At 62.3% G+C, this 19,786-nt stretch carries 13 protein-coding genes; 8 read left to right on the forward strand and 5 right to left on the reverse strand.

Going from position 1 to position 19,786, the window contains the following annotated elements; genetic code table 11:
• Nucleotides 1-4 precede the first annotated feature (4 nt).
• The 5 genes from ACHPFG_RS17380 to tpx all read right to left on the reverse strand — a co-directional run bounded on the left by ACHPFG_RS17380 (nt 5) and on the right by tpx (nt 9,704).
• On the reverse strand, nt 5-1,474 hold the full coding sequence (locus ACHPFG_RS17380) for an efflux transporter outer membrane subunit (protein WP_131696558.1): 1,470 nt from the start codon (nt 1,472-1,474) through the stop codon (nt 5-7).
• A complete protein-coding gene (locus tag ACHPFG_RS17385) occupies nt 1,471-4,578 on the reverse strand; it encodes an efflux RND transporter permease subunit (RefSeq protein WP_431699949.1) in 3,108 nt (1,035 codons plus the stop codon). The genes ACHPFG_RS17380 and ACHPFG_RS17385 overlap by 4 nt, the downstream gene beginning before the upstream one ends.
• Complete coding sequence (locus tag ACHPFG_RS17390) at nt 4,575-7,676, reverse strand: MdtB/MuxB family multidrug efflux RND transporter permease subunit (protein ID WP_431699950.1); 3,102 nt, start codon at nt 7,674-7,676, stop codon at nt 4,575-4,577. The genes ACHPFG_RS17385 and ACHPFG_RS17390 overlap by 4 nt, the downstream gene beginning before the upstream one ends.
• Complete coding sequence (locus tag ACHPFG_RS17395; RefSeq protein ID WP_431699951.1) at nt 7,673-8,971, reverse strand: MdtA/MuxA family multidrug efflux RND transporter periplasmic adaptor subunit; 1,299 nt, start codon at nt 8,969-8,971, stop codon at nt 7,673-7,675. Before ACHPFG_RS17395 ends, ACHPFG_RS17390 begins: the two co-directional genes overlap by 4 nt.
• A gap of 232 nt (nt 8,972-9,203) precedes the next feature.
• Nucleotides 9,204-9,704 carry a thiol peroxidase gene (tpx, locus tag ACHPFG_RS17400; protein ID WP_259243836.1) on the reverse strand — a complete coding sequence of 167 codons (501 nt, stop codon included), beginning with the start codon at nt 9,702-9,704 and terminating at the stop codon, nt 9,204-9,206.
• A gap of 158 nt (nt 9,705-9,862) precedes the next feature.
• Between tpx and ACHPFG_RS17405 the strand changes: the two genes are divergently transcribed.
• The 8 genes from ACHPFG_RS17405 (at nt 9,863) to xylB (ending at nt 19,774) form a co-directional block, all read left to right on the forward strand.
• Complete coding sequence (locus ACHPFG_RS17405; protein ID WP_431699952.1) at nt 9,863-11,152, forward strand: glycosyltransferase; 1,290 nt, start codon at nt 9,863-9,865, stop codon at nt 11,150-11,152.
• A gap of 72 nt (nt 11,153-11,224) precedes the next feature.
• Entirely contained in the window at nt 11,225-12,130 is a 906-nt protein-coding gene (locus ACHPFG_RS17410) for a helix-turn-helix domain-containing protein (protein WP_431699953.1), read from the forward strand.
• Between the two features lie 190 nt (nt 12,131-12,320).
• The gene (locus tag ACHPFG_RS17415) at nt 12,321-13,631 is read left to right on the forward strand and encodes an ABC transporter substrate-binding protein (protein WP_145337318.1); all 1,311 of its coding nucleotides are present in this window, start codon (nt 12,321-12,323) and stop codon (nt 13,629-13,631) included.
• 154 nt (nt 13,632-13,785) lie between these two features.
• A complete protein-coding gene (locus tag ACHPFG_RS17420; RefSeq protein WP_184745764.1) occupies nt 13,786-14,676 on the forward strand; it encodes a carbohydrate ABC transporter permease in 891 nt (296 codons plus the stop codon).
• Between the two features lie 10 nt (nt 14,677-14,686).
• Complete coding sequence (locus ACHPFG_RS17425; protein WP_027606403.1) at nt 14,687-15,517, forward strand: carbohydrate ABC transporter permease; 831 nt, start codon at nt 14,687-14,689, stop codon at nt 15,515-15,517.
• 36 nt (nt 15,518-15,553) lie between these two features.
• Nucleotides 15,554-16,657, forward strand: a complete 1,104-nt coding sequence (locus tag ACHPFG_RS17430; RefSeq protein ID WP_090405114.1) for an ABC transporter ATP-binding protein — start codon at nt 15,554-15,556, stop codon at nt 16,655-16,657.
• 15 nt (nt 16,658-16,672) lie between these two features.
• Entirely contained in the window at nt 16,673-18,154 is a 1,482-nt protein-coding gene (locus tag ACHPFG_RS17435) for a mannitol dehydrogenase family protein (RefSeq protein ID WP_431699954.1), read from the forward strand.
• A 138-nt stretch (nt 18,155-18,292) separates the two neighbouring features.
• Nucleotides 18,293-19,774, forward strand: coding sequence for a xylulokinase (xylB, locus tag ACHPFG_RS17440; RefSeq protein ID WP_431699955.1), 1,482 nt, complete (start codon nt 18,293-18,295; stop codon nt 19,772-19,774).
• Nucleotides 19,775-19,786: the final 12 nt, after the last annotated feature.

Below are 19,786 nucleotides of genomic sequence, written 5' to 3' on the forward strand. Positions count from 1 at the left end.
GTAATCAATCCTTCTCGGCAATCGGCGTCTGCCCATCCCAGCCACCGCCCAGTGCTGCGATCAGTTGCACGCTGGCCACCAGGCGGCTCTGCAGCAGGGTCAGCACGGTACGCTCGTTGCTCAGCGCAGTGGCCTGGACAGTCACCACGTCGAGGTAGGCAATCAACCCGGCCTTGTACTGGTTCTGGGTCAAGCGCAGCGATTCTCGGGCGGCCTCGAGCGCTTCGTTGCTGACTACCGCCTCGTCTTCCAGCACCTTGAGCTGCACCATGTAGTTTTCCACTTCACGGAAGCCGTCGAGCACGGTCTGGCGGTACTTGGCCACGGTCTCGTCGTAGGACGCCACGGTGCGGTCGACTTCCGCCGAGCGCTGGCCGCCGTCGAACAGGGTCATGGCGAGTTTCGGCCCTACCGACCAGAAGCGGTTCGGCAGGCTGATCCAGTCGGCATAGGTGCTGCTGGAATACCCACCGGCCAGGCTCAGCGTCAGGTCCGGGTAATAGGCGGCCTTGGCCACGCCGATATTGGCGTTGGCGGCGATCACCGAGCGTTCGGCCGAAGCAATGTCCGGGCGACGTTCAAGCAACTGCGACGGCAGGCTGACCGGAATCTGCGGCAGCGCCGGAATGTCCTTGCTCACCGCCAGGTTGAAGTTGGCCGGTGCCTCGCCAATCAATACGGCGATGGCGTTTTCCAGTTGGGCGCGCTGCCAGATCAGGTCGATCAGGCTGGCCTGGGTGGTCTTGAGCTGGGTTTGCGCCTGGGCCACCGCGTCCTTGCCGGAGACGCCGGCACGGTATTGGTTTTCGGTCATTTGCAGGGAGCGTTGGTAGGTCTCAAGGGTCGCTTGCAGCAGGCGTGTCTGCTCGTCCATGACCCGCAGTTGCAGGTAGCTTTGCACCAGTTCCGACTGTTGGCTCAGGCGCATCGCGGCCAAGTCCGCCGAGCTGGCTTCGGCGCTGGCCTCGTTGGCCTCCAGGCCACGGCGCAATTTGCCCCAGATGTCCGCTTCCCAGCTCACGCCCAACTGCGCGTTGAGCGTGTCGCGAATCCCGCTGCTGGAACTGCTGAGGCTGGCGCTGCTGCTGCCGGTGCCCTGGCTGGCACGGGTTTTACCGGCGCTCAGGTCGACGCTCGGGTAAAACGCCCCGCGTGAACTGCGCACCAGCGCCTGGGCCTGGCGAAAGCGCGCTTCGGCCTGGGCCACGGTCTGGTTGGAATTATTCAGGCGCAGCACCAGGTCGTTGAGCTGGCGATCACCATACAGCTCCCACCAGGCGCCACGGGCCAGCGAGTCGCTGGGGGTGGCCTGGCGCCAGCCCTGGGCTTCCTTGAATTGCGCGGGCTCGACGACCTCCGGACGCTTGTAATCCGGGCCGACGGCGCAGGCGCTGAGCAGTGCGCCGCAAAGCACCAGACTCGCAACACGGGAACCACGGATCATGGCCAATTTGGCAAAGGTTGAATCGGTCATAGCGCAGTGTCCAGGGCAGCATCGGTACGCACGCCGCGCCAGGCGTTGAAGCGGTGGCGCGCGCGGTCGAGATAGAGGTAGACCACCGGGGTGGTGTAGAGGGTCAGGACCTGACTGAAGATCAGGCCACCGATAATGGTCAGGCCCAAAGGACGACGCATTTCCGCGCCATCGCCAGCGCCGAGCAGCAACGGCAAGGCACCGAGGATGGCCGCCAGGGTGGTCATCAGGATCGGCCGCAAACGCAACAAGCAAGCACTGCGAATCGACTCCAGCGGGCCCATGCCGTCGTTACGCTCCAGTTGCAGGGCCAGGTCGATCATCAGGATCGCGTTCTTCTTCACCACACCGATCAGCAGGAACAGCCCCAGCAACGAGATCAGGCTGAACTCGCCACCCGTCAAATAGATCGCGAGCATGGCGCCGACACCGGCCGACGGCAGGGTCGAGAGGATCGTCAGCGGATGAATGTAGCTCTCATACAGAATGCCCAGCACCAGGTACACCGCCACCAGCGCGCCGAGGATCATGAACGGCTGGCCCTTCTGCGTGGCGGCAAATGCATCGGCGGTGCCGGCCATCTTGGCGATCACGTCTTCCGGCAGGCCGACCTTGGCAATCGCCCGCTCGATCGCGGCCGTGCCCTGCTCCACCGTAACCCCAGGCGCCATGTCGAAGGCGATGTTTTCCGAGGCGAACTGGCCTTCGTGGCTGACGCGGTCGTCCGCCAGGCTGTTCTCGTAATGGGCAATGGTCGACAACGGCACACGCGCGCCGCTGGAGGTAATCACCTGCATCTGGTTGAGGGTGATCGGGTCCTGGGCGTATTTGGGGTTGACCTCCATCACCACCTGGTACTGGTTGAGGCTGTCATAGATGGTGGAAATCTGCCGCTGGCTGTAGGCGTTGTTGAGCACTGCCGTGACCATGTCCATGTCGATGCCCAGGCGCTTGGCCTGGTCGCGGTCGACAATCAGCGTGACCTGGGCCGCGCCGCGCCCTTCACGGGCGTCAATGGCCGTCAGTTCCGGCAACTCACGCAAGGCGGCCACGACTTTCGGGTACCACAGACGCAGCGCTGCGAGATCACCGCTTTGCAGGATGTAGGAATACTGCGCGCTGGTCTGGTCACGGCTGCCGCCAAATTGCAGGTCCTGGTCGGCCATCAGGAACAGACGCCCGCCCGGTACCAGCGGTACGTTTTTGCGCAGCCGCTCGATCACCGCCTGGGCAGAAATCCTGCGTTCGCTGATCGGCTTGAGGCGCACCAGCATCACCGCATTGTTGGTGCCGTTGTTGCCACCGATAAAGCCGGCCACGCTGAGCACCGCCGGGTCCTTGAGCACCGCCTTGCGGAAGATTTCCATCTTCGGCTGCATGACGCTGAACGACAGGCCGTCATCGCCGCGCACAAAGCCGATCAATTGGCCGGTGTCCTGTTGCGGCATAAAGGTCTTCGGCACCACCACGTAGAGCGCCACGTTCAAACCAATGGTCAGCAACAGGCTGAGCAGGGTCAGGCGGCGGTGGCGCAGCACCCAGTCCAGGCTGGTGGCGTAGCCGGCGACCATGCGGTCGTTGATCTTCTGGCTCCAGCGCTGCAGGCCGGTCATCTGCCCTTTCACGTGGGGCTTGAGCCAACGGGCGCAGAGCATCGGCGTCAACGTCAGCGAGACGATCAGCGACACGATGATCGCCGCCGACAAGGTGATGGAAAACTCGCGGAACAGGTTGGTGACGATCCCGCCCATGAACAGGATCGAGAGGAATACCGCCACCAGCGACACGTTCATCGACAGCAGGGTAAAGCCGACTTCCTCGGCGCCCAGGTAGGCGGCTTTCATCGGCGGCACACCCGCGTCGATGTGCCGGGAGATGTTCTCCAGCACCACAATGGCATCGTCCACCACCAGGCCGGTGGCCAGGATCAGCGCCATCAGCGAGAAGTTGTTCAACGAGAAACCGTACAGGTACATGATCGCGAACGTGCCCACCAGTGACACCGGCACCGCCAGGGTTGGAATCAGCGAGGCGCGGAAGTTGCCGAGGAACAGGTACACCACCAGGATCACCAGCCCCACCGCAATCAGCAGGGTCATCTCGGCTTCATGCAGGGTCGCGGTGATCACCGGCGAGCGGTCCATGGCCAGGCTGAGCTTGACGCTGGACGGCAGCACCGCCTGCAACGCCGGCAGTTGCGCCTTGATCTGCCTGACGGTTTCGATGATGTTGGCGCCGGACTGGCGGTTGATCACCAGCAACACCGCCGCATCATTGTTGAAGAAGCCACTGTTGTAGCGGTCTTCCACGCCGTCGCTGATCTTCGCCACATCCTTCAGGCGCAGGGCAGCGCCGTCCTGGTAGCGAATCAGCAGCGGTTCGTAGTCCTTGGCTTTTTCCAGCTGGTCGTTGGCCTGGATCTGCCAGTTGCGCTCATTGTCTTCCAGGGAGCCTTTGGGCCGGCGCTGGTTGGCATTGGCGATGGTGTTGCGCACGTCGTCCAGGGCCACGCCGTACTGGTCGAGGGCCTTGGGTTCCAGTTCGATACGCACCGCCGGCAGGGAGCTGCCGCCGATCTGCACTTCGCCCACGCCCGGCACCTGGGACAGGCTTTGGGAGAGGATGGTCGAGGCCAGGTCGTACAACTGACCCTTCTGCAACACGTCCGAGGTCAGCGACAGCACCATGATCGGCGCCTGGGACGGGTTGATCTTCTTGTAGGTGGGCATGCTGCGCATGCCGCTGGGCAGCAGGTTGCGCGAGGCATTGATGGCTGCTTGCACTTCCCGCGCGGCACCGTTGATATCACGGTCTGAATCGAATGCCAGGATCACCCGGGTGGAGCCCTGGCTCGACGAACTGCTCATGGTGGTGATGCCGGCAATCGCGCCGAAGGAGCGCTCCAGCGGCGTCGCCACGGTGGACGCCATCACCTCGGGGCTGGCGCCGGGCAAGCTGGCCGAGACCACGATGACCGGAAAATCGATCTGTGGCAGCGGCGACACCGGCAGCAGGTTGAAGCTGACACCGCCCAGCAACATGATCGCCAGGCTCAGCAGCATGGTGGCGACCGGTCGGCGGATGAAAGGTCCGGACAGGTTCATGACTCAACCGGCTCCAGGCTTTGCGGCTCTTTGCGCCAGCGGCGGCCGAGGCGATCGAAGTACAGGTAGATCACCGGCGTGGTGAACAGCGTCAACACCTGGCTCACCAGCAAGCCGCCGACCATCACCAGGCCGAGGGGCTGGCGCAATTCAGCGCCGGAGCCGGTGGCCAGCATCAACGGCACTGCACCGAACAGCGCAGCCAGGGTGGTCATCAGGATCGGCCGGAAACGCAGCAGCGCCGCCTGGTAGATCGCGGTCTGCGGGTCCAGGCCCTGATTGCGTTCGGCGTCGAGGGCGAAGTCGATCATCATGATCGCGTTCTTTTTCACGATACCGATCAGCAGGATGATGCCGATGATCGCGATCATGCCCAGGTCGTTGCCACTGAGCAGCAAGGCCAGCAAGGCCCCTACCGCTGCCGACGGCAAGGTCGACAGAATGGTGATCGGGTGAATGTAGCTCTCGTAGAGCACACCGAGCACGATGTACATGGTGACCACCGCCGCCAGGATCAGCAGCAAGGTGCTCGACAGCGACGCTTCGAACGCCTGTGCCGCGCCCTGGAACTGGGTCTGCACGCCCACCGGCATGCCGATGTCCTTCTGCGCCTGGTTGATCAGCTCCACGCCTTTGCCCAGCGCAACGCCGGGGGCCAGGTTGAACGACATCATCACCGCCGGGAACTGGCCGATATGCGCAATTGCCAACTGCGCCTGGCGCTGTTCCACATGGGCCAGGCTGGACAAGCGCACCTGACCGCCGTCGGTGGTTTTCACGTGGATCTGGTTCAGCGCGGCCGGGCCCAGGGTTTCTCCCGACTGGGCCTGCAAGACCACGCGGTACTGGCTGGCCTGGGTGTAGATGGTGGAAATCTGCCGCTGGCCGAACGCGTCATATAGGGCATCGGTGATGGTCGACACACTGACGCCCAGGCGCGAGGCCGCATCGCGGTCGATCACCAGGTACACCTGCAGGCCTTTGTCCTGCAGGTCGCTGGCGACGTCGGTGAGTTCCGGCATCTGGCTCAGCGCATGCACCAGCTTGCCGCTCCACAGGGCCAACAGGTCGGCGTCCGGCGAGGACATGCTGAACTGGTACTGGGTGCGGCTGACACGGTCTTCGATGGTCAGGTCCTGCACCGGCTGCATGAACAGGCGGATGCCCACCAGCTTGTCGATCTGCGGTTGCAGGCGGGTGATCACCTGGGCCGCGCTCAAGTCGCGCTGGCCGTGGGGCTTGAGGTTGATCAGCAAACGGCCGCTGTTGAGGGTGGCGTTATCACCATCCACACCGATATAGGACGACAGGCTTTCCACCGCCGGGTCGGTGAGGATGATTTTCGCCAGTTCCTGCTGGCGCTGGCTCATGGCGGCGAATGAAATCGACTGCGGCGCCTCGGAGATCCCCTGGATCACCCCGGTGTCCTGCACCGGGAAAAAGCCCTTGGGCACCACCAGGTACAGCACCACCGTAAGGCCCAGGGTCGCGATGGCCACCAACAGGGTCAGCGGCTGGTGCTTGAGCACCCATTGCAACTTGCGCCCGTAGGCTTCGATCAGCCAGTCGATCCAGGCGCCGCTGGCCTTGTAGAAACGGCTCTGCTCTTCTTCCGTGGGCTCGCGCTTGAGCAAGCGCGCGCACATCATCGGCGTGAGCGTCAGGGACACCACCAGGGAAATCAGGATCGCCACCGCCAGGGTGATGGCAAATTCGCGGAACAGCCGCCCGACCACATCAGCCATGAACAGCAGCGGGATCAATACGGCGATCAGTGACAGGGTCAGGGAAATCAGGGTAAAGCCGATCTGCTTGGCACCCTTGAGCGCGGCGGCCAGCGGCGTCTCGCCTTCCTCGATATAGCGCGAGATGTTCTCCAGCATCACGATGGCATCGTCCACCACAAACCCCGTGGCGATGGTCAGGGCCATCAGCGTCAGGTTGTTGATGGAGAACCCGGCCAGGTACATCACGCCAAAAGTGCCCACCAGCGACAGCGGCACGGCAATCGACGGAATGATCGTCGCGCTGACCCGACGCAGGAACAGGAACGTCACCATCACCACCAGGGCGATGGCGATCAGCAATTCGTGCTGCACATCGGTGACCGAGGCGCGGATGGTCTGGGTGCGGTCGGTGAGGACGGTCACGTCGAGGCCGGCCGGCAGGTTGTCGGTGATGCTCGGCAGCAGCGCCTTGATGCGGTCGACCACCTCGATCACGTTGGCACCCGGCTGGCGCTGGATATTAAGGAGCACGGCCTGGTTTTCATTGGCCCAGGCGGCGAGGCGTTCGTTTTCCGCGCCGTCGACGATCTGTGCCACATCTTTAAGGCGCAGAGGCGCGCCATTGTTGTAGGCCAGGATCAGTTCGGCGTATTGCTGCGGCGACACCAACTGGTCGTTGGCATCGAGCATCGACACCCGCGTGGGGCCGTCAAAGTTGCCCTTGGGCTGGTTGACGTTGGACGCGGCGATCAGGGTGCGCACGTCGGACAGGTTCAAGCCGTTGGCCGCCAGGGCTTCGGGGTTGACCTTGATGCGCACGGCCTGGCGCTGGCCACCGGCGATGCTGACCATGCCGACACCGCTGATCTGCGCGATCTTTTGCGCCATGCGCGTATCGACCAGGTCGTTGAGCTTGGGCAACAGCATGGTCTTGGAGGTAATGGCCAGGGTCAGCACCGGGGTATCCGCCGGGTTGACCTTGTTGTACACCGGCGGCGCCGGCAAATCCTTGGGCAGCAGGTTGGTGGCGGCGTTGATCGCAGCCTGCACCTGTTGCTCGGCGACATCCATATTGACATCGAGGTTGAAACGCAGGGTCAGCACCGACGCACCGCCGGAACTGGTGGACGCCATCTGGGTAAGGCCGGGCATCTGCCCGAACTGGCGCTCAAGCGGCGCGGTGACCGCGCTGGTCATCACATCGGGGCTGGCGCCGGGGTACAGGGTCATCACCCGGATTGTCGGGTAATCCACCTGGGGCAGCGCCGAGACCGGCAACAAGCGGTAGGAAATAATGCCGGCCAAAACAATCGCCAGCATGCTCAGCGTGGTGGCGACCGGGCGAAGGATAAACAGCCGCGACAGGTTCATGAACCGACCTTTTGCGCCTTGCCGGCGGTGGTGCCGGTCTCCCCTTTAGCCGCTGGCTTGCCTTGCAGGTGTTCGGTTGGCGTCGTCGGCACTTCGCTGCTGTCGTTGACCACTTCGATCTCGCTGCCGTCCTTGAGGCGGTCGGTGCCTTCAAGCACCACGCGGTCGCCGGCGACCAGGCCTTCCTTGATCACGGTGTTGTCGCCATCGGTGTCACCCACCACCAGCGGCTGGACCTTGACCTTCTTGTCGCCATCGAGCTTGTAGACAAAGGTGCCGGTGTTGCCGAACTGAATCGCGGCGGACGGCGCCAGCACCACGTTGTGCAAGGTATCGGCAAGCAAATGCACGTTGACGAACTGGTTGGGGAACAGCGCCTGGTCCTTGTTATCGAAACGCGCCTTGAATTTCAGGGTGCCGGTGGTGACGTCGATCTGGTTGTCCAGGCTCTGCAGCACGCCGGTGGCCTGCTGTTTCACGTCGCCACGGTCCCAGGCTTCCACAGGCAGCTTGTTGCCGGCGCGATAACGGGCGAGCACGGTTTCGAGGGTGTTTTCCGGCAGGGTGAAGGCCACGCTGATCGGTTGGGTCTGGGTGATCACGGCCAGGAAGGTGGTGTCGTTGGCCGCCACCAGGTTACCCACGTCGACCTGGCGCAAGCCGACGCGACCGCTGATAGGCGCGCGGATCTTGGTGAACTCGAGGTTGAGCTTGGCGTCGTCCACCGCGCCCTGGTTGGTCTTGACCGTGCCCTGGTACTGCAGGACCAGCGCTTCGGCGGTGTCCAGGGTTTGCTTGGCGATACTGTCCTGGGCATATAGGCCACGATAACGCTCGACATCGACCTGGGCGTTTTTCAACTGGGCCTGGTTCTGCATCAGCGTGCCCTGGGCCTGGAGCAAGGCGTTCTGGTAGCTGCGCGGGTCGATCTCGGCCAGCAGGTCGCCGGCCTTGACCATCTGCCCTTCTTCAAAAGCGATCTTGACCAGCTCGCCGCCCACCCGACTGCGCACATTGATGGTATTGAGCGCGGTGACCGTGCCCAAGGCCTTGTAGTACACCGGGAACTCCCCCAGCACCGCCGGCGCCACACGCACCGGCACCGGGCCGGTGGACCCGCCGAAGCCCGGGCGCGCCATGCCGGTTTTACCGGTGTGCCCGGCCGGTGCGTCTTTGTGGGCGGCGCCGCTGGGCCAGAATTTCCAGCACAGGCCGGCGATAACCAGCAGCACGAGCAGGCCGAACAGCCAGCGGCGGGAGTTGCGGGGGGAGGATTGCATGGAGTGATCAACCATTGGGCGCGAGAGCTTCTTCTTCGGGAGGCTGAAAGATAAGCACTGGAGCGCGTTAAGAAAAGCGCCTTTACCGGCTATTTACCTTGGGCTTACAACTTTTAACTTCTGCGGCTTAGTCCGACAGCTATGTCGCTAAGCGCCTGACATGCAAATAAAAACGGCCTGGACTAGGCCAGGCCGCAATCATGTATCGAACGTGTTACTGCAAAACGACAGTAATGCGCCGAAACAGTTACTTCAAAACAGCCAGGGCCGCTTCGTAGTTCGGCTCTTGGCCGATTTCCGAAACCAGTTCGCTGTGCAGCACATTGTTGTTTTCGTCCAGTACCACGACAGCACGGGCGGTCAGGCCTTTGAGTGGGCCATCAGTAATTGCCACGCCGTAATCGACTGCGAAACCAGGGTCACGGAAGTCCGACAGGTTCTTCACGTTTTCCAGGCCTTCGGCGCCGCAGAAACGCGCCTGGGCGAATGGCAGGTCGGTGGAGATGCACAGCACAACGGCGTTGTTCAGCTCGTTGGCCTGGGCGTTGAACTTGCGTACCGAAGTCGCGCAGGTCGGGGTGTCGACGCTTGGGAAGATATTCAGCACTTTGCGCTTGCCGGCAAAGGTAGCCAGGGTTGCATCCGACAGATCGCCGGCGGTCAGGGTGAAGTCTGCAGCTTCAGAGCCGACTTTCGGCAATTCGCCTTCAACCTGGACAGGGTTCCCACGAAGGGTGACTTGAGCCATGAACAGAATCCTTATGCTGGGTTTTGGTTAAACGAATTCGAGAGGCGGAAGTTAACCACAAAGTGCCGTGGCTACCTACCGCCAGACACAAATTGTCATGCCACGCGGTTGTGGTTTAATTGCGCGCTTTGCGCCTGCCTCCAAGGAAACCGTTGTTGATGAATCAGCCCGCCACCAAAGTCCTGGTCATTGGTTATGTCTGGCCGGAGCCGCGTTCCTCGGCCGCGGGCGGGCACATGATGCAGATCCTCGAAACGTTTCTTACGCAAGGTTGGGACATTACCTTCAGCAGCCCCGCAGCGCTGGGCGAGCACAAGGCCGACCTGCCTGCGCTGGGCATCGCCGAATGCGCGATTGAGCTCAATAACAGCAGTTTCGACGATTTTATCCGCGAACTGGCCCCGGACATCGTGCTGTTCGACCGTTTCATGATGGAAGAGCAGTTTGGCTGGCGCGTGGAGAAATGCTGCCCCGACGCCCTGCGCGTGCTGGAAACCGCCGACCTGCAAAGCCTGCGCGACGCCCGTCACCAGCGTCTCAAGGAGCACCTCAAGGCCCATCCGGGCAGCGACGACTTCACTGCGCTGTTCGCCCCGGCCCTGGAGGAAGAATTCCAACTGATGGCCGACACCGACCTGGCCAAACGCGAAATCGCCGCGATCTACCGCTGCGACATCAGCCTGATGATCTCCGACGTGGAAATCCGCCTGCTCACCGAACAGTTCAAGGTGCCGGCCGCCCTGCTCCACTGGTGCCCGCTGATGATGACGCCGCCAACCGACGCCTTCGTACCGTTCGAAGAACGTGCGCACTTCCTCAGCATCGGCAACTTCCGCCACGCGCCGAACTGGGACGCCGTGCTGTGGATGAAGAACAGCCTCTGGCCGCTGATTCGCCAGCAACTGCCGGGCGCCCAACTGCATATCTATGGTGCCTACACCCCGCCCAAGGCCACCGCACTGCATAACCCGGCGCAAGGCTTTCACGTGATGAACTGGGCCGAGGATGCCCTGCAAGTGATGACCGCTGCGCGTATCTGCCTGGCGCCCTTGCGCTTTGGCGCGGGCATCAAGGGCAAGTTGGCCGATGCGATGCTGTGCGGCACGCCCAACATCACCACGCCGGTGGGTGCCGAGGCCATGGGCGATGAACAGCCCTGGCCTGGCGTGATCGAACCGAGCGCCGCCGCCCTGGCCGCTGCCGCGGTGAGTTTGTACCAGGACCGCGAGCGTTGGACCCAGGCCCAGGAGCACGGCCGTCAGCTGCTGGCGCGCCGCTATGACCAAAACGTGCATGGTCCCGCGTTGGTGGAGAGCCTGGAACGCTGCCGCAGCCATCTCGCCGCCCATCGTCGGGACAACTTCACGGGCAGCATGCTGCGCCACCACGCCCATAAAAGTACGCAGTACATGTCCCAATGGATCGAGGCAAAAAACCGGACCGTGTAAACGCCGGTGCTGGCGAGGTCGTGCGCGAGGGGGCATTATCCCAAGCAGCAACCACAATAAAGCGACGGCAGCATGACCCGAGCAACGCGAATCACCGACCCTTCCTACGAGCTGATGGACGATCACAACGGTCTGTCCATCATCTATCGCCAGCATGGTTTCCCCTGCCCGCTGGTGCGCTGGCATTTCCACAAGGAATACGAACTGCACCTGATCGTCGCCAGCTCGGGCAAGGTGTTTATTGGCGACTACATCGGCAACTTCTACCCCGAAAGCCTGTTTCTTACCGGCCCCAACCTGCCCCACAACTGGATCAGCCAGGTGGAGGAAGACGAAGTGGTGCCCAAGCGCGACATGCTGGTGAACTTCACCGATGAGCTGTTCGAGCAGGGCAGCCACATTTTTACCGAACTGAAAATGCTGACACCGTTGCTGGAGCGCGCTCAATACGGCATCGAGTTCCGCTGCAAAAAAACCATCGCCCAGGCCATGACCCTGATGCAACGTATCGAAGACGCCCAGGGCATGGCGCGCCTGGGGCACTTCTTTATCTTGCTGGAAGTGCTGAGTAGCTGTGAGGACTACCACCTGCTGTCCGGTGTGACCACGCCGCAACTGGCCGATGAACACAGTATCGACCGCACCAACCGCGCGGTGGACTACATTTTCGCCCACTACGCGCGCGAGTTGCCCCTGGAGGAAGTGGCGGAACACCTGGGGATGAAGCCGACGTACTTTTCCCGGGTGTTCAAGCAGGCGACCGGGCGCACATTTATCGAGTTTGTAAACCGGCTGCGCATCAGCAAGTCCTGCGAGCTGCTGGCCGATGGCGACAAGGCCGTGACGGATGTGTGTTTTGAATCGGGCTTCAACAACATCTCCAATTTCAACCGGCGATTTCAGCAGCTCAAGGGCATGACACCCTCTCACTACCGCCGCCTGGCGGTACAGCGCTTGACCGAGCAGAACCTGGCCTAATGGTGATCGCGCCCACGTAGTGGACACGATCCTCGAGTGCAAAAAAGTATCAGTCCAAGTGTTCCCAAGGATTTGTCACAGCCCCGTTTGAAGGCTGTAATCAACGCACACTCTTCCTGACTGCTCGTAGGAAGACACAACAACAATAACTGTCCTTCTGTAGCCTCTGGGCGCGGAAATGGAGTGCGCGATGAAGTTCACAGCAAAAGCTCTGCTTGCCTGTACCTGTATGACCCTCAGCGCCGTCAGCCTTGGCGCGCAAACCCTGACCATTGCCACCGTCAACAACAGCGACATGATCCGCATGCAGAAGCTCTCGAAAACCTTCGAGGCCGAGCATCCGGAGATCAAGCTGAACTGGGTGGTGCTCGAAGAAAACGTACTGCGCCAGCGCCTGACCACCGACATCGCCACCCAGGGCGGGCAGTTCGATGTGTTGACCATCGGCATGTACGAAGCCGCACTCTGGGGCGCCAAGGGTTGGCTCGAACCGATGAAGGACTTGCCGGCTTCCTACGACCTCGACGACGTATTCCCTTCCGTGCGTGACGGTTTGTCCGTCAAGGGCTCGCTGTACGCCCTGCCGTTCTACGCTGAAAGCTCGATCACCTATTACCGCACCGACCTGTTCAAGAACGCCGGGCTGAGCATGCCCGAGCACCCGACCTGGAGCCAGATCGGCGAATTCGCGGCCAAACTCACCGACAAGAGCAAAGAGCAATACGGCCTGTGCCTGCGTGGTAAAGCCGGCTGGGGTGAAAACATGGCGCTGATCACCACCCTGGCCAACGGCTACGGCGCGCGCTGGTTCGATGAGAAATGGCAGCCGGAATTCAACGGCCCCGAGTGGAAGGACGCGCTGAACTTCTACGTCGACAACATGAAGAAATCCGGCCCGCCCGGTGCTTCCAGCAACGGTTTCAACGAGAACCTGGCGCTGTTCAACAGCGGCAAGTGCGCGATCTGGGTCGATGCCAGCGTCGCCGGCTCGTTCGTCACCGACAAGACCCAAAGCAAAGTGGCTGACCATGTCGGTTTCACCTTTGCCCCGCACGAAAAAACCGACAAAGGCACGTCGTGGCTGTACTCCTGGAGCCTGGCGATCCCGACCAGCTCCAAGGCCAAGGACGCCGCCAAGGTGTTCACCAGTTGGGCCACCTCCAAGGAATATGGCGCATTGGTCGCCAAGACCGACGGCGTAGCCAATGTGCCGCCAGGTACGCGCAAGTCGACCTACAGCGACGAGTACATGAAGGCTGCACCGTTCGCCAAGGTGACCCTGGAATCGCTGAAAGTCGCCGACCCGACCAAACCGACCCTCAAGCCGGTGCCGTATATCGGTATCCAGCTGGTGACCATTCCTGAGTTCCAGGCGATCGGAACCCAGGTCGGCAAGTTCTTCTCCGGCGCGCTGACCGGCCAGCAAACGGTCGATGCTGCACTGACCGCCGCGCAGACCACCACCGAGCGTGAAATGAAGCGGGCCGGTTACCCCAAGTAACCGGGGCCTCACCACAGTTCAGTGTGGGAGGGGGCTTGCCCCCGATAGCAATCTACCAGTTGCTGATTTTGTGACTGATACACCGCTATCGGGGGCAAGCCCCCTCCCACACTGACCGCACTCCGATCCTTGCTCCGCACTGGTCTTGATTATCATGAATACACCACCCAAAAACCGCCTGGCCAACCCCGGCTGGTTCCTCGTCACGCCCTCGGTTGCCATGCTGCTGCTGTGGATGATCGTGCCGCTGGGCATGACCCTGTACTTTTCACTGATCCGCTACAACCTGCTTTACCCCGGTGAAAACCAATTCGTCGGGCTGGAGAACTTCACTTACTTCATCACCGACTCGGGTTTCCTGCCCGGCGCCACCAATACGTTGTTGCTGGTGGGCAGCGTGCTGCTGATCAGCGTGGTATTCGGCGTGTTGATCAGTGCCCTGCTGGAGGCCAGTGAGTTCCTCGGGCGGGGCATCGTCCGGGTGCTGTTGATTTCGCCGTTCTTCATCATGCCCACCGTCGGTGCGCTGATCTGGAAGAACCTGATTTTCCACCCGGTGTCGGGGATTCTCGCCGCCGTGTGGAAGTTCTTCGGCGCCGAGCCGGTGGACTGGCTGGCGCACTACCCGCTGCTGTCGATCATCATCATTGTGTCGTGGCAATGGCTGCCGTTCGCCATCCTGTTGCTGATGACCGCCATGCAGTCCCTCGACCAGGAACAAAAGGAAGCTGCGCGCCTGGACGGTGCCGGCGCCATCGCGATTTTCTGGCACCTGACCCTGCCCCACCTGGCCCGCCCGATTGCCGTGGTGGTGATGATCGAAACGATCTTCCTGCTCTCGGTGTTCGCCGAAATCTTCACCACCACCAACGGTGGCCCCGGCTACGCGTCGACCAACCTCGCCTACCTGATCTACAACCAGGCGTTGGTGCAGTTCGACGTGGGCATGGCCTCGGCCGGCGGCTTGATTGCCGTGGTCATCGCCAATATCGCGGCGATCATCCTGGTGCGGATGATCGGCAAAAACCTGACTGACAAGCCTTGAGGGCCGCGCCATGACGCTTCAACAATCCCGCCGCCTGCAAAGCCTGTTGCTCGGCACCCTGGCCTGGGCCATCGCGATCCTGATCTTCTTCCCGATCTTCTGGATGGTGCTGACCAGCTTCAAGACCGAAATCGACGCGTTCGCCACGCCGCCGCAGTTTATCTTCACGCCGACGCTGGAGAACTACCTGCACATCAATGAGCGCAGCAACTACTTCAGCTATGCCTGGAATTCGGTGCTGATTTCATTCAGCGCCACCGCCCTGTGCCTGCTGATCTCGGTGCCGGCCGCCTACTCCATGGCGTTCTACGAAACCAAACGCACCAAAAGCACGCTGCTGTGGATGCTGTCCACCAAGATGCTGCCACCGGTGGGCGTGCTGATGCCGATCTACCTGCTGGCCAAGAGCTTTGGCCTGCTGGACACGCGCATCGCGCTGATCATCATCTACACCCTGATTAACCTGCCGATCGTGGTCTGGATGGTTTACACCTACTTCAAGGACATCCCCAAGGACATCCTCGAAGCCGCGCGCCTGGACGGCGCCACGCTGTGGCAGGAAATGGTCCGGGTGCTGCTGCCGATCGCCAAGGGCGGCCTGGCCTCCACGGTGTTGCTGTCGCTGATCCTGTGCTGGAACGAGGCCTTCTGGTCGTTGAACCTGACCTCGTCCAACGCCGCGCCCTTGACCGCACTGATCGCCTCCTACTCCAGCCCCGAAGGCTTGTTCTGGGCCAAATTGTCTGCCGTCTCGACCCTGGCCTGCGCGCCGATCCTGATCTTTGGCTGGATCAGCCAGAAACAGCTGGTGCGCGGTTTGTCCTTCGGCGCCGTGAAATAACGGTTTCCTATAAAAATTCAAAAGGAGGCCCATCCCATGGCCAACCTGAAAATCAAGAATCTGCAAAAAGGCTTCGAAGGCTTCTCGATCATCAAGGGCATCGACCTGGAAGTGAATGACAAGGAATTCGTGGTCTTCGTTGGCCCGTCGGGCTGCGGTAAATCCACCCTGCTGCGCCTGATTGCCGGCCTAGAGGAAGTGAGCGAAGGCACCATCGAACTGGATGGCCGCGACATCACCGAAGTCACGCCGGCCAAACGCGACCTGGCCATGGTGTTCCAGACCTACGCCCTGTACCCGCACATGAGCGTGCGCAAGAACATGTCGTTTGCCCTGGACCTGGCCGGTGTCGACAAGAAGCTGGTGGAAAGCAAGGTCAACGAAGCCGCACGTATTCTCGAACTGGGCCCGCTGCTGGAGCGCAAGCCCAAGCAACTCTCCGGTGGCCAGCGCCAGCGCGTGGCGATCGGTCGGGCGATTGTGCGCAACCCGAAGATCTTCCTGTTCGACGAACCGCTGTCCAACCTCGACGCCGCCCTGCGCGTACAGATGCGCCTGGAACTGGCGCGCCTGCACAAAGAGCTGCAAGCGACCATGATCTACGTGACCCATGACCAGGTTGAAGCCATGACCCTGGCCGACAAGGTAGTGGTGCTCAACAGCGGCCGCATCGAGCAGGTCGGCTCGCCACTGGAGCTGTACCACCAGCCGGCCAACCTGTTTGTGGCGGGTTTTCTCGGCACGCCGAAAATGGGCTTCCTCAAGGGCAAGGTCACCCGCGTCGAAGGCCAGGGCTGTGAGGTGCAGCTGGACGCCGGCACCCTGATCAGCCTGCCGCTGAGCGGCGCCAGCTTGAGCGTGGGCAGCGCGGTGACCCTGGGCATTCGTCCGGAGCACCTGGAAATCGCGTCGCCTGGGCAGACCACCTTGACCGTCACCGCCGACGTCGGCGAGCGCCTGGGCAGCGACACCTTCTGCCACGTCATCACCTCGAACGGCGAGCCGCTGACCATGCGGATTCGCGGCGACATGGCCAGCCAGTATGGCGAAACGCTGCACCTGCACCTGGACCCGGCGCACTGCCATCTGTTCGACACCGACGGTGTTGCCGTGGCCCGTCCACTGCGCGCCGCCGCCTGATTTGCGAGATTTGTGATGAAACTGAATAAACAGAACCTCACCCAGCTGCGGCCGGAAGTCAAACTGCCGGCCTACGCCATTGCGAGTACCTCCCAGGGCATCGCCCATATCGGCGTCGGCGGCTTCCACCGCGCGCACCAGGCGTATTACACCGATGCGCTGATGAATACCGGCGAGGGCCTGGACTGGAGCATCTGCGGCGTTGGCCTGCGCGCCGAGGACCGCAAGGCCCGCGACGACCTGGCCGGCCAGGACTACTTGTTCACCCTGTACGAACTGGGCGACACCGACGACACCGAAGTGCGCGTGATCGGCTCGATCAGCGACATGCTGCTGGCCGAAGACAGCGCCCAGGCATTGATCGATAAACTGGCCAGCCCCGAGATTCGCATCGTCTCGCTGACCATCACCGAAGGCGGCTACTGCATCGACGACAGCAACGGCGAGTTCATGGCCCACCTGCCGCAGATCCAGCATGACCTGGCGCACCCCGGTGCGCCGAAAACCGTGTTTGGCTTTATCTGTGCGGCATTGACCCAGCGCCGCGCGGCCGGCATCCCGGCGTTTACCGTGATGTCCTGCGATAACCTGCCGCACAACGGCGCCGTCACGCGCAAGGCACTGCTGGCCTTCGCCGCCCTGCACAATGCCGAGCTGCATGACTGGATCAAGGCCAATGTGAGCTTCCCGAACGCCATGGTCGACCGCATCACGCCGATGACCAGCACTGCCCACCGCCTGCAACTGCACGATGAACACGGCATCGACGATGCCTGGCCAGTTGTCTGCGAACCCTTTGTGCAATGGGTGCTGGAAGACAAGTTCGTCAACGGCCGCCCGGCATGGGAAAAGGTCGGCGTGCAGTTCACCGACGATGTGACACCCTATGAAGAAATGAAGATCGGCTTGCTCAACGGCAGCCACCTCGCCCTGACCTACCTGGGGTTTCTCAAGGGCTATCGGTTTGTACACGAGACCATGAACGACCCGCTGTTCGTGGCTTACATGCGCGCCTACATGGACCTCGACGTCACGCCAAACCTCGCGCCGGTTCCGGGCATCGACCTGACCGACTACAAGCAGACCCTGGTGGACCGCTTCTCCAACCAGGCGATTGCCGACCAGTTGGAACGGGTGTGTTCGGATGGCTCGTCGAAGTTTCCCAAGTTCACCGTGCCGACCATCAATCGCCTGATTGCCGATGGGCGCGAGACCGAGCGCGCGGCGCTGGTGGTCGCGGCCTGGGCCTTGTATTTGAAGGGCGTGGATGAGAATGGCGTGAGCTACACGATCCCCGATCCGCGCGCGGCGTTCTGCCAGGGGCTGGTGAGTGACGATGCACTGATCAGCCAGCGATTGCTGGGGGTGGAAGAGATTTTCGGGATAGCTATTCCCAACTCGCCTGAGTTTGTGGCAGCGTTCGAGCGTTGCTATGGGAGCTTGCGTGATAACGGCGTCACCGAAACCCTACAGAACCTCCTGAAGAAACCGGCTTAAATGTGGGAGGGGGCTTGCCCCCGATGAGGGTGTGTCAGGCAAATATCCTTCACTGACCCACTGCCATCGGGGGCAAGCCCCCTCCCACACTGGACCGGGCTGCCAATCCAAAAAAATAACACCGCTGAGCACACCCTCATGACCCAGCAAAACCTGTTCCTCGGCATCGACTGCGGCACCCAAGGCACCAAGGCCATCGTCCTCGACGCGTCCAGCGGCAAGGTGCTGGGCCTGGGCGCCGCCGCGCACACCCTGATCAGCGGCGCCAATGGCCGGCGCGAGCAGCACACCCAGGAATGGCTGGATGCCTTTACCGAAGCCACCCACCGCGCCTTGCAACAGGCCGGCGTGGACGGCCAGGACATCCTCGGCATCGGCGTGTCCGGCCAGCAGCACGGCCTGGTGTTGCTGGATGACAGCGGCCAGGTGCTGCGCCCGGCCAAGCTGTGGTGCGACACCGAAACCGCACCGGAGAACGAGCGCCTGCTGGCCTACCTGGGCGGCGAGAGCGGTTCGCTGGAACGCCTGGGCGTGGCGATTGCGCCGGGCTACACCGTGTCGAAACTGCTGTGGACCCTTGAGCAGCACCCGGACATCTTCGCGCGCATCGCCCATGTCCTGCTGCCCCACGACTACCTCAACTACTGGCTTACCGGCCGCGCCGTCGCCGAATACGGCGATGCCTCGGGCACCGGCTACTTCAACGTGCGCACTCGCGCCTGGGATGTGGCGCTGCTCAAACACATCGATCCCAGCGGCCGCCTCGAAGCGGCGTTGCCGGCGTTGATCGAAGCCGATCAAACCGTGGGCAGCATCCTGCCGGCCATCGCCGAACGCCTGGGCATCAACCCCAAGGCCATGGTGTCCAGCGGCGGCGGCGACAACATGATGGGCGCCATCGGCACCGGCAATATCGCCCCCGGCGTGATCACCATGAGCCTGGGCTCGTCCGGCACCGTATATGCCTTCGCCGACCAGCCCAACGTGAGCCCGCAGGCATCGGTCGCCACGTTCTGCTCGTCCAGCGGCGGCTGGTTGCCGTTGATCTGCACGATGAACCTGACCAACGCCACCGGGGTGATTCGCGAGCTGTTTGAATTGGACCTCAACGCCTTCAACACGCTGGTCGAGCAAGCCCCGATTGGCGCCGATGGCGTGAGCATGCTGCCGTTCCTCAACGGCGAACGCGTGCCCGCCCTGCCCCACGCCACCGGCAGCCTGCATGGGCTGACCATGACCAACCTGACCCGTGCCAACTTGTGCCGGGCCGTGGTCGAAGGCACCACCTTCGGCCTGCGCTATGGCCTCGACCTGCTGCGCCAGACCGGCCTGCAAAGCCAGAGCATCCGCCTGATCGGCGGCGGCTCGAAAAGCCCGGTGTGGCGGCAGATGGTCGCCGATATCATGAACACCGAAGTGATCTGCACCGAACAAAGCGAAGCCGCCGCCCTGGGCGCGGCGATCCAGGCGGCGTGGAGCCAGTCCGGCGAATCCCTGGCCAGCCTGTGCGACAAATGCGTGAGCGTCGACCCGGCCAGCCGGACCCTGCCGGTGGCGGCCAGTGTCAGCGCCTATCAACTGGCTTACGAGCGCTATCAACAGCACGTGGCAACCCTTTAAGAGCGAACGACT

Source organism: Pseudomonas sp. BR20, assembly GCF_050780135.1.
Taxonomy (GTDB): domain Bacteria; phylum Pseudomonadota; class Gammaproteobacteria; order Pseudomonadales; family Pseudomonadaceae; genus Aquipseudomonas.